The sequence below is a fragment of the Candidatus Micrarchaeum sp. genome (genome assembly GCF_016806735.1).
GTDB lineage: Archaea > Micrarchaeota > Micrarchaeia > Micrarchaeales > Micrarchaeaceae > Micrarchaeum_A > Micrarchaeum_A acidiphilum_A.
Genome location: NZ_CP060530.1, coordinates 487,302 through 501,005 on the forward strand (window position 1 = coordinate 487,302; position 13,704 = coordinate 501,005).

A 13,704-nucleotide genomic window follows, 5' to 3' on the forward strand; every position below is an offset into this window, starting at 1 on the left:
AATCTGTAGATTATAAGAAACAAAAATATATAAGTGATAACATTATGAAAGTAGCTTTACTTGGTTTAAACGGGGACTTTGAAAAAGGTACTGGTTCAGGGATTAAAAACTACATGTATTACATTTATGAAGGTCTTTCCAAGTCAAATATTAAAGCAGATAAAATAGAATTTAAAAAAAGCAGATTATTGCAGCGCTCCCCATGGTTAAATAACTGGTTGTCCTTTGGTTTTGGTACGTGTGCAAAAAGATTCGACGGTTATGATATAGTGCATAATCCAGACCCCGGACATAAGATTTTCATGCGACGTGGCAAATATAAGCTTGTTACTACTGTACATGATTTTAGGGAATTTTTTGATCCTAAAGCTAAAATAAGCAGTAAAGACGATCTAAAACAAAGAATATTCGTAACTTTGGTAAAAAAATCACTATTAGCTGCTTTAAAATCTGACTATCTTATAGTACGTTCTACACAAACAAGGGACGAGGCAATACTTCTTGGTTATGATAAAAATAAAATATTTGTATCACCAAGTGGTTTAAATAAAGAATTTATTTCAAAACCAATTCAGAAGAGGAAAGTAAATGCACCCATATTTAGAGTTGGTTACATAGGTGGATTTAGCTATTCTAAAAATCTTATTTTTGCAATAGATGCGTTTAAACATATTAAAAATAACGATATGCACTTTCTTATCTATGGCAAAAAGGCGTTAGAATATGAGAATTTATTAAAATACTCAGCAGGAGTAAAGAGTATAAAATTCATGGGTTTTGCGCCAGAAGACAAATTGGTCTCGATATACAATTCATTTGATGCTTTTGTTTTTCCATCTTTATACGAAGGTCTCGGCTTGCCAATTCGTGAAGCCCAATCCCGCGGCCTTCCAGTGATAATATACAAATACGCTAAAATACCTAAAGAGGTAAGGAAATACTGCTTTGAAGCCGAGAACCCAGAACACATGGCACAGATAATAAAAGAATTAAAAGAAAACGGCTACAACGAAAAACAGCAAAAGAAAGCAACAGAATATGCGAGAAGCTTTACATGGGGGAATTGTACAAAGAGTACTCTAACTGCATATAAAAAGGCAATAACATATGCTTGATTTGTTTTGTTATAAGTCTATTCCTTGAAATACAGGTATGCAAAAAAGGACCCATTGAAACCCTTACTTTCATGCGAGATATCTCGCGTAGGTACTGTATGTTTCATATAAAATCTCGCCTTCTTTAATTTTTTTTCAATATTTTTGTATCCATAATGATATTCACCTTGAATTTGCCTGAATTTTCTTAGTGATCTACTACTTGCACTTAATAGAACACCATACTCACAACCTTCACAATCAATTTTTAATACTGCTCCATCATTTACCCGATAGTTGTTAAATATACTCTCAAGTGTATATACCTTTATTTTTTTTCCAGATTTTGATTCTTTTAATTCACTGCTAGCTACGCTTATGTGATTAGAGCCTATAATAATTTCACTATCTCTTGCGCCACAACCTGCATTTAGTAAAGTAATTTTCTTTTCTAAGTGATTTAATCTTATATTTTTGATTGCAGACATATAAGAATAAGGATAAGGTTCAAATGCATATACATGTTTTGCACCTTTTAAAGCAAAGTAAATTGCCGAATCACCTATATTTGCACCAATATCTATAACAACTCTATTTTTTACATCCAACTGTTTGTATTGTTCATCTATAAATTGCTCTTTTATCATACTTAACGTATTATGTAATTGCTTTTGAGAATCATAATTAAATTTTAATGGCTTATTGTCAAATTTGAATTCTATAGTTTTGTTTTTTTCAATTATTTTAACTGGACGATTTAAGTTAACTAACGCTTGTTGATCATCTCCACTTTCCCAAAACGAAAAATAATCTTCAGGTTTTTTTATTTCTATTTTTTTGCCATTGCGCAGCCACATTATGAATCCAGGTTTCTTCAAGCCTACTCTAAAAAGAATCACATCATACCAATTATTTACTATGCTTTTCACAACAAGCAAATCCTTTATTTTGCGATTTACCTTATCAAACTGCATTATAAAGTAATCTAATTTGGTAATATTCTTTCTAGGATCGAAATCTAGCTTCATTAGACCAACTTTGTGATAATATTTGTTAAGTATTAAATAAAAATAGATATAAATACACAGGTTTTATCAAGAAACTAAAAACACAGCAATTTTAATAATTTAATTATATTTGTCTTATTAACCGTATATCTAGAATAAAAGTTCTATTATTCAGGTCATTAAATGAGCAAAAAGCCATCAAGAAACGAAATAACCTTATTTGGCTTATTATTTTCATTCTTACTTGGCAAATCTTACATGAAGTCTAAAGTTGAAGAAAAAGTGATAAAAAAAGGCCGTTGGGCAATTCTATTGATGGTTGCTGCTGTAATTATTTTAATCGTTTTACTTTATTTTAAAATATCCATCAATATAAAGACAAACCTTCTCGTATCTTATAATGCTTTAGTTATTGCCGCCGCAGTATTTTTACTTAATTACCATATGGGCGAGCTTAGAGATGTAACAACTAGTTATAGAAATAAAATTACAAAAAATCCCGAAAAATTTTTGTTCTGGACTAAGAATAAAACACAAGATGCTGGAATAAGGATTGTTGAAGTTAAGGCTTTTTTCATAGGTGTAATACTACTCACAATTATCTTCCTTATGGTATCCAGCTTTATTATCATAGCTTCAATTAATCAAAATTTAGTTGCACTTTGGTTGTCCTCTGTTAGTTCTATTGGTATTGTGGCAGTTTTAACAGTTACCTTTTACATATATCTGAAAGCTGCTGTTAATTTTGCAAAGGAAAACCCATATAAAGCAGATAGATAATCACAAATTTATTATAGATTAACAGCTAGAAAATCAAACTCGTTTTTAATTTTTATTTGATAGTTTAAATGCATAGCAGAGCTGCATTGCGCAATTGCAGAAAAGGCTTATAATGATTCTATGTGCGTATTGAAGCATGGAAGCCGCTAAACTGCATAATGAAATAATCAAAGGCTATGCCTCTTCTACTCCTCATGAGTGGGAACGGCTGACATTGAGCAACGGGATAATGGAGTACATAACCACAATCCATTACCTTGAAAAGTATCTCCCTAAAAATGGGGTTGTTGCTGACATAGGCAGCGGCCCTGGAAGATACTCTCTGTGGCTTGCGCAGCACGGCTATGACGTTGTGTCTGTCGATCCCATTGAAAAGAGCATAAAGTCGCTGAAGGCAAGGTTCGCAGCCAGGAAGCTAAAGAAAAGGCTCAAAGGCGCATACGTTGGCTTTGCGCAAAGCCTCGAAATGCTCGAAAGCAAAAGCTTCGATGCTGTCGTATGCCTGGGCGGCCCTATGTCGCACATAATGGAAGAAAAGCAAAGGAAGAAAGCAGCTGCGGAACTTTTCAGGATTGCAAAGCCAATGGCTCCAATTTTCGTTTCTGCAATGGGAAGGTTCACAATATTCGGAGGGACCGTAAGTACCTTCCAGACGGATCTTGACAGCAGGTATATTGACAAATGGGCTGAAACAGGGGACTATTTTGGCGGGTATGGGTTCCTCCCATTCCACGGATTCAGGCCTTACGAGCTCGAAGGCCTGTTTGGCAATAAGGTGGAGCTTCTGGCAAGGACTGCCCTTGAAGGATTTGCATCGTACAGGGGAAGCTATGTCAAAGAGCTAATGAAGAACAAAAGAAGGTGGAACAAGTGGCTCAGGATACACTTCAGCACGTGCGAAGAGCCCGAAACCATAGGCGTGAGCGAGCATTACATGATAGTGGCAAAAGCCAAAAAGTAAACTATTGCCAAAACATCCAAATATTCAAAAAGCATTATTGCCCAATACGACTTAGTCTAGCAAAAGGCCCAGGCAATAACAATGGATAATAAAATTCCTGACAAGATCAAGGACCAGCACATCATAGTTGACAAGTCAGTTATAAGCAAAATAGCAAATGCCGCATCGCTTACAGAGCATGACAGCGTTTTGGAAATAGGCAGCGGCCCAGGAAATCTGACAAAAGCAATTGCGGCTCATGCGGGTCTCGTATATGCCATAGAGAAAGACCCTGGATATATAATGGAACTTAAAAAAATTTTCGGCGGCAACCGCAAGGTAATGGTTATAGAAGGCAACGCCCTGGATGTCAAACTGCCGCAATTCAACAAGATAGTTTCCAACCCACCGTATAAAATCCTTCAGCCGTTCTTCCTAAGGCTGCTGCACGAAAGAAAATATAATTTCGAATGCTGCGTAACAGTGGCCCCACATGGATTTTCAAAGCTTGCACTGGCGAAGCCCGGCTCTTTAGATTTTGGCGTAATGTCTGCATTCTTCTATGCCTTTTATAACGTAGAAGTTATCGCAGAGCTAAAAAAGAATGCTTTCAAACCGGAGCCCAGGGTAACCTCTTCCATATTAAGGATTTCGCCAAAACCAAACCAGTCGCCGCTGTCACTGATGCTCAAGCTGATGTTTTTGGAAGATAGCCGCAAGATCGGGAATGCAATGCTTGACGCTTTGTGGAACAACGGGGAATCCATACTGCAAAATAAAGTGACAAAGGCCGAAGCACGCAGAATAATGGATAAATTTGAAAACGGAGAACAGAAAAATCAAATACTCGAAAAACGCGTACTCCAACTGAGCAACGAAGAGATGGTAAGCCTTGTAAAATCCATATTAGCCAATATTTCAAATGTATAAAACCCTATAATACTAATTAGCGCTTCTGGCAAGGCCTGCTCTTGCAGATTGCGATATGCTATACTATGTTTTGCTGACTCTGCACGATTCAGGAATCAAACCCGATGAAGAAGCGCAATGATTCCATAAAATAATTAACTATTATTTTAAGCGTTTTATAGTTTATAGCAACTTTATAATTGATTCACAATTTTGCGCGAATGCATGAACCCTCGTTGCAGGAACATATGGGTAGAAGAGCTGCCTATAAACATATAAGCTACCCTGACTGGGCTAAGCAGCAAACGAAATAAGCGTTAAAATTTTTCTAGGTCAAGCCACTAGACCTGAATATCTCTGCTTTCAGATATGGATTTGGCCATTTTTGAAGGCCTTTTCAGCAAGTGCCCACCAGCCAAGAATGTCCTCCTTCGAGTCCAAAGTCTCATTCGGCAATTCCTTCCTGTCGAACCAGCCGTAGCCCCTGGACTCGTCGTTGAGCTTTATTTCTGAACTTTCATCCATGGAAACCGCATAGAAATATATGCTCCACTTGCGCAAACTGGTTTCCGGGGAAGTTTTGCTGCCTATGTGGATAAGCTTCTTCGGATCAAAATCTATGCCTATCTCCTCTCTTGCTTCTCTCGCGCATGCCTCCAATGCCGTTTCTCCTGGCTCCACTGAGCCACCTACGTTGCCCCAGCCCTTGATTACTTTTCCATCCCTTTCCTCTTTCTTGCGCCAAAGGAGAAGCATTTCGGAAAAATCACTGTTGAATACGCACGTGTAAGCGCCTACATGCTCCCTGCTTTTCTCTTCCATGTTAACCGCCAGCACTTATCATGCGTGCAAAACGTAAATATGTGATGCTAGCAAGTCGCTGAACAAGAAGGTATAAAAAATTTAGAAATATATGAGCTTATCAAAAGGTGCAACAGAATCGGCATGACTAGCAATTCTGGCTCTAAAGCAACAATAAAGCTTATAAAAGCTTCAAACTCTATTTGCAATAAGCCCTCTTGCACCGACCCGATATAAAATACATTCGTGTGCATGAAGCCGGAATTATAAATAGAAATACTTGGCAAATAGGCGTGGCAGCGCAAAAGCCAAATGTGGGAAAAAGGTGAGCCAATGCTTAGGATATATGGGACCGTTTACAATAACGCCGACCTGTTGGAAAAATGCCTCGAATCCATATCCGGTCTCAGGCCGTATAAGATATACGCAGTTGACAATTTCTCAACTGATGGAACTTATGATATTCTGAAAAGGCACAAAGAGGTCAAAATCGAGAGGCTGAAATGTTCAAGGGGCAAGGGAAGGGACATAGCCCTTTCAATGCTGCTTAAGGAAGCTGCGCCAGACGATCCTGTAATGTACATCGATTTCGACATGATATTCAGCCCGAAATACGTGGCCATGCTTTCGGAAATGATTAAGGAGGTAAAGCCCAACGAAATGTACCTCCTCTTCGGCGGGCTTAGCCTGGCCAATACTAATGTAAACCTTCCGTGGCGCGACCTTAACTCGGCAGAGGACTGGGAACGTCTTGCAAGAGCAAAAAACAAAGGCATACGCCTGCTGCTGGATAAAAACGGTATCATAAAGTTCAGGGATTTTGTTAATAACCGCGAAGCCATAGGCTACATGTTAAGAGATAGGGAAAAAAGGTACGCCAATGGTTCACTGTCGTTAAAGTTGCGGCTGTTTCGAATGCTCGTCGACAATGAGAGGGGCATGGCGCACAAGTCATTCCGAAAATTCTATGAGTCCTCAGGAAAGAAAAATTTTGGGAGTTTCCTGCAGTTTCTAACCGCATACGCATTTGCGCAAATCTTAGGGATATACTCTTACGACCCTAAAAAAAGCAATAAGGAATATGTGCTCGGTTTCAATACTTCAACTTTATGGAAGTTCTGAACGCTTGGCTTTTCAGGATCTGAGCCTAGATTCCGAGTTTCTGCTAGCGATTGTACTGCAATTGCCTCTTTTTCAAGTCCTAATAGCCGTCCAAGCCTAACTCAAAACAGGCCTGCGATCCTAGACAGTTCCGGATAAGTGTTTTGATACTTTTTCTTTACGAATCCCGTCCAGCCTTCAATTCTCAATATGTCTGATACTGTGAAAAGCGCTGCCGCTTTTACTTTTCTTCTCTTTGCAACTGCGAATAATCCTGCCGCTTCCATTTCAACGGTGGCTATTCCCTCCTCAGAGTAACGCTTTACCTCTTCCACAGTCTCCATGTACGGAGCGTCTATGGTCCATGTCGGGCCTTTCCTGAAGCCTATTCCTTCGCTTTTCATTATCCTCCCAATTCTTGCGGTGAGTTCCATGTCGGGCAAAACATATCTAGAGTTTGCCAGGTAGTGATGCGATACTCCCTCATCGCGCAAAGCCTTAGTGCACAGCACAAAATCGCCTATCTCCATGCTTGCATTAAGCCCTCCGGCAGTGCCCATTATGAGGAATTCCCTGACTCCTGCAGCTATGAGTTCCTCGGCTGCAACTGCTGTCATTGGCGCCCCTATATCCATATGCACCAATAGCTTTCCCCTGCCGAACTCGTATATGCCAAGAGGGTTTACTATGGATTCGAGAGATTTGGCTTCCTTGAGCTTGTAAGAAGCCTTGAAGCTTTTCACCAGCGAATTTGAATACACCATGACTGCCTTTGCGTAGCCCTTGCCGCGAACTTCTGCCTTCATGCTCTTGAACATGTTCGCTGCGCTGTACAGCGGCACGAACCTGTGCTTGCCTACGGTTTTGGGAAAATTGAGATTTTCCATGTTTAAAGCATTGCAAACAAGCTTATTATTGTATCTGTGTAGAAATGCATATGAAAAATAAGCAGGAATCTTGTATAAATGCAAATTTCTTAATCAGAAAAATCCAGTAAAATGGGCGAAAAATATATGGGAGAATCCCTGCCGGAAGCTGCGCTTGTGCAAGCAGCCGTGCATAACGGTAATGCCTATGCCGAATTGGAAAGCCAGCTTATCACGATTATGCCAGCCACTATAAGTATGCCTCCGAAAATCTCCACAGGGTAGAAGCTGCCTATTATTACGCTGCCGAGAAGCACCAGGAGCGTATCCGAATACTCGAAATCGTTTATGAAGTTCCTCTTAATCAGCATATTGGCCTTGCCCCTAGCTTTTGTCATTTTCATAGCACGCAGCTCCATGACAGAAGCGAAGGCAAAAGCAAAGCCCCCAAAAATTCCCAAAGCAAAATAAATGTTCAGGGCATAAACTGGCCAGGCAAAGAACAAGCCCGTGGCAATCAGGAATATTGGCTGGAAAAGCATCTTCGTGCCTATACTGTACTTCTTTATCCTGTAAAATTCCATGTAATACCCTATCCCTGCAAATACGGTTATAAGGAATATGAATGGCAGCGTGCTGAGCTGGAACCTGTATCCGTTGCTTTCGGCATAGAATATTCCAATAATTATTAGCAGCACGCCCATGAGCAGCATTACGGTTTGCCCGAGCCTCAGGGATCTTCTGTACTTAATTGCATCTATGGCAAAAAACACGAGTGCCGACAGCCCGATTAGGGGGTATATGCTGGCCAGCGTGTAGCTCTTGTAAGCTATAAGGAGCGGCAACGTGTATGCAGTAATCATAAATGCCGTTATGATGCCGAATGCGTATTGTCCTTTGGTCTCTGCTTTGACTCTAAGCCTGAAAACGAACTTCGTGGCAATGAAGCCTATCAGTATTCCGAACCCTATGGAGATTATTGCATAACTGAGGGGCAGGCTTCTAACTACTACGTAATCTATTGTGCCATTTACTGCATAAAGCATTACACTGGCCATCATCAACGTAAACGCGCTCCTCATGCAACCAAGTCAGAATACGCAGATAAGTCGTGAAATGCAATATAAATTCTTTATGCTGTTGCAAAAGGCCAGGATCACAAAACAGGCTGAGCAGCAGCAAAAGCGAAAAGGCTAAAACGTTTGCCAGCCAACTATGGAAGGGCATTCGGCCTCTCTCCATTGCAAACAAAAAGGTGGAAAGATGGCCAAAAAAGAAATGAAGTGGGTAAGCATAACTTCGCCTTCGGGCGATGCAAATCTATTCGCCCTAGATGGCAGAAAATACCGCATAATAGGAACGCTGAAGGAGAATTCGGACTACGGCGAATGCAAGCGCCTGTGCAGGGTATCTAATCTGGATTCCAGGGGCGAAGAAGAGTTTGCTGTGATTTCAGCTTTCATCAGGACCGAAAATGGCTCATTCGTCCAAAGCAAGGCGATATTGTCAAAGCCTGTAAGCGACGCGAGCTCAGCAATGGAAATGTTTGAAAGCACGAGATAACCTGCGTTAACTCATGCACGTTGCATAAATGTCAATAGAAGCTACCTTCGGGCGTAGCTTCAGAGCCATAAGCGTTTCCCTCTTCCAGGCTCTTTGCCCTTTCCCTTCTTTCGGCTGCAAGCTTCTCGTTCTTCCTTTTAGAACGGACGGAAATAACTGCGAGCGAGGCTGTAAAAACTGAAACTGCCCCTGCAGCAGCGGCAACGATTAGACTGCTTCCAGAGGCAACGTAAAATGTCGCAACCCCTGCATCAATACCTGTAATGGCGCCGTTTATGTAAGAGAAAACTCTTGCGTTGCTGGCGAATCTTTTGTGCTGGTCGGCAAGGTCGTTGTAGAACTGCGCCTCCTTTGCCATCAGCGCCTTTTTGGTTTCTTCATATCTGCCAGTGCCTATGGCATTGATGCTCTCGCGCTGCAGCTTTACGAGTTCGTTGTAATGCAAGTCTGTCTTTATCTGGCCATCATCAATTTTCCTGAGCATTCCGAATAAGCCCCATTTGTGCTTGTCTGCATCCTTTTGCCCTTCAATTCCCGCCTGCTGCTTCTACATAAAAATCATTGCAATGATAACATTTGCCGCGTTCCTAATATTTATATTTGAAGTTTGGCACTTCTCTAGCCATAAGCCTCAATGATGCTTTCTGAAAAGGCTTTACCAAGCCTAACGCCAAGAAGCACAAGTCTGCTATGCAAAATTTCAATCTAAATATCTTTTTGTGGCAAATACTGATTGTGGAAAGTGACACGATAGCCATAGACCTTGACGACACAATAGCCGACTCTTCAGCGATCGCTCTTGAAATAATACGAAAGGAATACGTCCCTGATGCGTCATTTGAAAAGTGGAAATACTATAGCATAGAAAAAAGCTTTGGCATAGCCGAAGTGCATGCCAGAAGCATATGCAGCCGCGCATGGGAAAACCCGGAAAGGATAAAGCTTGTAGATCCTTCAATACCTAAAGTAGTAGACGCCCTGAGGAAAACGCATAATATATACATAGTCACGGCCACGATCGGCGAAGAATCCTCTTTCATTCCCTGGCTGGAAAGAAAGCACGTAAGCTTCGACAAAGTATTACATGTATCCAATATGGCCGAAAAGGCATTGCTAAACAAGAAGCACGGAATAGGCTTTTACATAGATGACAGCCAGCTCGTAGCCGAATCCGTTGCCGCAGCAGGAAGGGTTGCGCTGCTCCTAAGGAAAAGCTGGAATGCGGATTTTTTTGACAGCGACAGGAACAAGAGCATAGTAAAGGTGCGCAACTGGAAGGAGATAGGCGATTTCTTCATGGGTTGAACTTGCGCCGGTTTTCCGCAAAAGGAATAAATATTTCCGATTCCAAGCACAACCATGGCATTCAAGGTAATCATAGACGGCAAGCCCTGTTCCGGCAAATCCACAATTGCAGGGGAGGTGGAGAAGCTGCTAAGGGAAAAGGGCACAAGCGCGATAGATGCAAAATCCTACGCAATGGAAAAGGGCTTCCTCTCAGGATTCCTGAAAAAATTTGCATTAGGCGAAATAGAATCGTACCGCTCATTTCTGTATACTGCCGCTTATCACGTCCTGAGCTACGCCGCGCAGGAAGCGAGCGCATGGAAGAACAGCAAGAAATACGAAGTTGTTCTTATGCAAAAATCGCCATATTCATTCTCTTTCATGATGGATGCAGCGAGAAACGTTTCCGGGAAAGAACCGAAACATGAGAAATTCAGTCTTCTCACCGGGGTGATAAAGGCTTGGGCTGGCACCGTGAGGCCGGACCTGTTCATATATCTTACTGCGGATTTGGAAACCTTAAAGGAGAGGTTCAAGCACAGGTCGGAAGGAAGGGACAGAGTGCATGCGCAAATGATAGAGGAAGGTGATTCTAGCCACTTGAAGCTGTTCAGGGGCTACACGCGCAACAATCTGAGCGTTATAAAAAATAATTCAAGCGTAAAGGATGGAGCCGCAAGCGTAACTGCAGCAATAATGGAAGCGTATTCTGCGTCAAAATTGCAGGGGGCCAAAGCGGCTGAGCTTGCCAGGAGCGAAAGCGCAGATAAGCAGTAGCCAATGCATTTCAAAGGTAGCATATGAACGGAATTTCAAAGGTTTGCACTGGATTCAGCAGCGTGTGCAATGCGCTTTTAGCCCACTTTAGTAGTTTCGCGAGGTGCTGAAATGATACAGATAAAGCCGGAAGACCTGGAAAAGCTGAACGCGGTAATATTCGACATAGAAGGCTCCGGCAGCGTTCCAGGGAGTACTCCATACGAGTCAGGGTCAATAGTTTCATTGGGCGCGGTGGACTTCAACACGAAAGATGAATTCTATGAGGAGTGCAGGGTCATGGACGGCAGGTCATATGACGCCTACGCGCTTAAGATAAACGGCTTTACGAAAGAGCAGATATTCGATAACGGAAAGCAGAGCGCGACAGAGCTCATAAGGAAATTCGAGGAATTCTGCGCGGTGCACGGCACTGGCATAATTGCCGCATGGGGGGACTACGACGTGAAAATGCTGAATGCCGCATATTTGCATTACGGCGAGCCGATGAGGCTTCCCGGAAGGTACCTGAACCTTAAGAACGTCTCAAAGGCGATAGCTGGCAAGTCCAGGCCAGGGCTAAGCAACACTGCCATAAAGCTTGGGATACCTCCGGAGCCCTATCCGCACATAGGCATAAACGGGGCTCGGCTAGCTTCAGAGGTAACTTCGCTGATGCTTTTCGGCAAGCACTTTTACAAGGAATACGAAGCCTATCCTGTCAAAGCGGCAATTAAGGAAAGCATAACTCTCAATGCCATGGAAATCGGGGCAGCAAGAGAGCACAGGAGGGAGAAAACCAGGGGATTCTGAGCAACCAGGGCTACAAAAAGGCTGATAACTATTTTATTAGTTGAGTGAGAATAAGGGCTGATGAAGATAATAGACATAAGCATGGAGCTGGAAAACGGCATGCTTACCTATCCAGGCAACAACAGGATAAAAATATCAAGGTCTAAATCAATAAAAAAGGACGGGGCCAATCAGTCATATATTTGCATGGAGAGCCATGCCGGCACGCACATAGATGCAGGATACCACGCAATGGAAAAGGGCTGGAAGCTGGGAAGCAGGAGCTTGTCAGATTTCTCAGGCGATGCGATCGTTGTTGACGTATCGGATTCCGGGAAGGCAATAGGGAAAAGCGTATTGCATGGCAAAAGGATAAGGCGCAATGACATAGTGCTCCTAAAATCGGAAAATTCGAAAATGGGATATTCGAAGTTTAGAAAGGATTACGCGAGCCTTTCCATGGACGGTGCGGAATACCTGGTTTCATTGCACATAAAAGCCGTTGGGATAGATTACCTAAGCATAGAGCGCTTTCACAGCGACATGTCGGTGCACAGAAAGCTCCTTGGTTCTGGAATATTGATATACGAAGGCCTGATGCTTAAGGGCATAAAGCCGGGAAGGTACGGCTTTGCAGGCTTCCCTCTGAAATATAACGGAGACGCTTCCCCAGCCAGGGCTGTGCTGATAAAGGGTTAGGATATAACGTTTGGAAAAAGGGGCAATAATCATGAAGGCAGGAACGATAATACCAAAACAAAAGGGGAGCTTCAAGATAATGGAAGTCGAAGCTCCGGAAATAAGCGAGAACGAAGTCCTAGTAAAAGTGAACATGCTTGGCCTTGACGGGACCGACAAAGAGCTTGGGGAAGGGCTTTACGGTGAGGCTCCCGCAGGCAGCGAATACCTCATACCCGGGCACGAGTCCATAGGGACTGTGGAGAAAGTGGGCTCGGCTGTAAACGGCATAAGTACAGGGGACATTGTAGTTGCGACTGTGCGAAGGCCGGACGATTGCATAAACTGCAAGAGCGGCGAATCGGACATGTGCATAAAGGGCGACTACCTTGAGCGCGGCATAAAGGGAGAGCACGGCTACATGGCGGAATACTACAAGGAGAAGCAGGAGTACCTTGTAAAGATACCAAAAGAGATATCCGAAGTGGCGGTAATGCTGGAGCCGTTCAGCATAGCAGAGAAGGCTGTCAAGCAGGTCCTTGAGGCCCAGAAGAGAATGGTGTGGCAGCCAAAGAGCGCGGTAGTTCTCGGCACAGGAACAGTCGGGCTGTTCGCCGCAATGATACTCAGGCTCAACGGGATGGACGTAGTATCCGTAGACAGGACGGCAACCAACACAATAAAGGACAGGATATATGCTGAGATGGGAATAAAGCACATAAACTCCAATGACGTGCCTATCGAAAAGCTGCCAGATGAGCTTGGCAAAAGAATAGACATAGCAGTAGAGCTTACCGGAAGCCCAAAAGCGGTTGCACGCGCGCTAAACGTGCCTTCGATAAACGGCGTTCTGTGCCTGCTGAGCGTAACCGGGGAGAGCTATTCCGAAAGCATAGACATAGGAAGGCTCAACTACAACATGGTGCTTGGAAACAAGCTCATACTCGGAAGCGTAAATTCAAACATATCCCATTTCATAAAAGGGGCACAGGACATGGCAGCAATAGAGTCGCAGCATCCCGGCCTTTTGAAGACCATGATAACAAGAAAAATAAGGCTCGAAGACTTCAGCTACGAAATGCTTAACGACAGGGAGCAGATAAAGAACGTAATAATAATGGGCTGATGGG

Annotated in this window: 16 protein-coding genes; 11 read left to right on the plus strand and 5 right to left on the minus strand. The window is 42.7% G+C overall.

Features of this window, described 5'->3' with window-relative positions:
- Nucleotides 1-44 precede the first annotated feature (44 nt).
- Entirely contained in the window at nt 45-1,115 is a 1,071-nt protein-coding gene (locus Micr_RS02610) for a glycosyltransferase (protein WP_203135100.1), read from the plus strand.
- Nucleotides 1,116-1,132: 17 nt separating this feature from the next.
- Here Micr_RS02610 and Micr_RS02615 read toward each other — a convergent pair whose 3' ends face one another.
- Nucleotides 1,133-2,122 (minus strand): FkbM family methyltransferase, encoded by a 990-nt coding sequence (locus tag Micr_RS02615; RefSeq protein ID WP_203135101.1) that lies wholly within the window; start codon nt 2,120-2,122, stop codon nt 1,133-1,135.
- 162 nt (nt 2,123-2,284) lie between these two features.
- On the opposite strand from Micr_RS02615, the gene Micr_RS02620 reads away from it, so the two are divergent.
- The 3 genes from Micr_RS02620 to Micr_RS02630 all read left to right on the plus strand — a co-directional run bounded on the left by Micr_RS02620 (nt 2,285) and on the right by Micr_RS02630 (nt 4,751).
- A complete protein-coding gene (locus Micr_RS02620) occupies nt 2,285-2,881 on the plus strand; it encodes a hypothetical protein (protein WP_203135102.1) in 597 nt (198 codons plus the stop codon).
- Nucleotides 2,882-3,017: 136 nt separating this feature from the next.
- Nucleotides 3,018-3,842 carry a class I SAM-dependent methyltransferase gene (locus tag Micr_RS02625; RefSeq protein WP_203135103.1) on the plus strand — a complete coding sequence of 275 codons (825 nt, stop codon included), beginning with the start codon at nt 3,018-3,020 and terminating at the stop codon, nt 3,840-3,842.
- Nucleotides 3,843-3,923: 81 nt separating this feature from the next.
- Nucleotides 3,924-4,751, plus strand: a complete 828-nt coding sequence (locus Micr_RS02630) for an rRNA adenine N-6-methyltransferase family protein (protein WP_203135104.1) — start codon at nt 3,924-3,926, stop codon at nt 4,749-4,751.
- A 342-nt stretch (nt 4,752-5,093) separates the two neighbouring features.
- On the opposite strand, the gene Micr_RS02635 is transcribed toward Micr_RS02630, so the two are convergent.
- Nucleotides 5,094-5,552, minus strand: a complete 459-nt coding sequence (locus Micr_RS02635; RefSeq protein WP_203135105.1) for an NUDIX hydrolase — start codon at nt 5,550-5,552, stop codon at nt 5,094-5,096.
- 312 nt (nt 5,553-5,864) lie between these two features.
- Between Micr_RS02635 and Micr_RS02640 the strand changes: the two genes are divergently transcribed.
- On the plus strand, nt 5,865-6,653 hold the full coding sequence (locus Micr_RS02640; protein ID WP_203135106.1) for a glycosyltransferase family 2 protein: 789 nt from the start codon (nt 5,865-5,867) through the stop codon (nt 6,651-6,653).
- A 101-nt stretch (nt 6,654-6,754) separates the two neighbouring features.
- Here the strand turns inward: Micr_RS02640 and Micr_RS02645 are convergent, their stop codons facing one another.
- On the minus strand, nt 6,755-7,519 hold the full coding sequence (locus Micr_RS02645) for a nucleoside phosphorylase (protein WP_203135107.1): 765 nt from the start codon (nt 7,517-7,519) through the stop codon (nt 6,755-6,757).
- 185 nt (nt 7,520-7,704) lie between these two features.
- On the minus strand, nt 7,705-8,559 hold the full coding sequence (locus Micr_RS02650; RefSeq protein ID WP_226803537.1) for a hypothetical protein: 855 nt from the start codon (nt 8,557-8,559) through the stop codon (nt 7,705-7,707).
- A 202-nt stretch (nt 8,560-8,761) separates the two neighbouring features.
- Here Micr_RS02650 and Micr_RS02655 point away from each other — a divergent pair, with 202 nt between their 5' ends.
- Nucleotides 8,762-9,061: a hypothetical protein gene (locus Micr_RS02655; RefSeq protein WP_203134135.1), complete on the plus strand. Its 300-nt coding sequence runs from the start codon at nt 8,762-8,764 to the stop codon at nt 9,059-9,061.
- A gap of 31 nt (nt 9,062-9,092) precedes the next feature.
- On the opposite strand, the gene Micr_RS02660 is transcribed toward Micr_RS02655, so the two are convergent.
- Nucleotides 9,093-9,545: a hypothetical protein gene (locus tag Micr_RS02660; protein ID WP_203134136.1), complete on the minus strand. Its 453-nt coding sequence runs from the start codon at nt 9,543-9,545 to the stop codon at nt 9,093-9,095.
- A 251-nt stretch (nt 9,546-9,796) separates the two neighbouring features.
- On the opposite strand from Micr_RS02660, the gene Micr_RS02665 reads away from it, so the two are divergent.
- The 5 genes from Micr_RS02665 to Micr_RS02685 all read left to right on the plus strand — a co-directional run bounded on the left by Micr_RS02665 (nt 9,797) and on the right by Micr_RS02685 (nt 13,700).
- On the plus strand, nt 9,797-10,366 hold the full coding sequence (locus Micr_RS02665; protein WP_203134137.1) for a hypothetical protein: 570 nt from the start codon (nt 9,797-9,799) through the stop codon (nt 10,364-10,366).
- Nucleotides 10,367-10,420: 54 nt separating this feature from the next.
- Nucleotides 10,421-11,125 carry an AAA family ATPase gene (locus tag Micr_RS02670; protein ID WP_203134138.1) on the plus strand — a complete coding sequence of 235 codons (705 nt, stop codon included), beginning with the start codon at nt 10,421-10,423 and terminating at the stop codon, nt 11,123-11,125.
- A 111-nt stretch (nt 11,126-11,236) separates the two neighbouring features.
- Nucleotides 11,237-11,917, plus strand: a complete 681-nt coding sequence (locus Micr_RS02675) for a 3'-5' exoribonuclease domain-containing protein (RefSeq protein WP_203134139.1) — start codon at nt 11,237-11,239, stop codon at nt 11,915-11,917.
- A 60-nt stretch (nt 11,918-11,977) separates the two neighbouring features.
- Nucleotides 11,978-12,595: a cyclase family protein gene (locus tag Micr_RS02680; RefSeq protein ID WP_203134140.1), complete on the plus strand. Its 618-nt coding sequence runs from the start codon at nt 11,978-11,980 to the stop codon at nt 12,593-12,595.
- 31 nt (nt 12,596-12,626) lie between these two features.
- Nucleotides 12,627-13,700, plus strand: coding sequence for a glucose 1-dehydrogenase (locus Micr_RS02685; protein WP_203134141.1), 1,074 nt, complete (start codon nt 12,627-12,629; stop codon nt 13,698-13,700).
- Nucleotides 13,701-13,704: the final 4 nt, after the last annotated feature.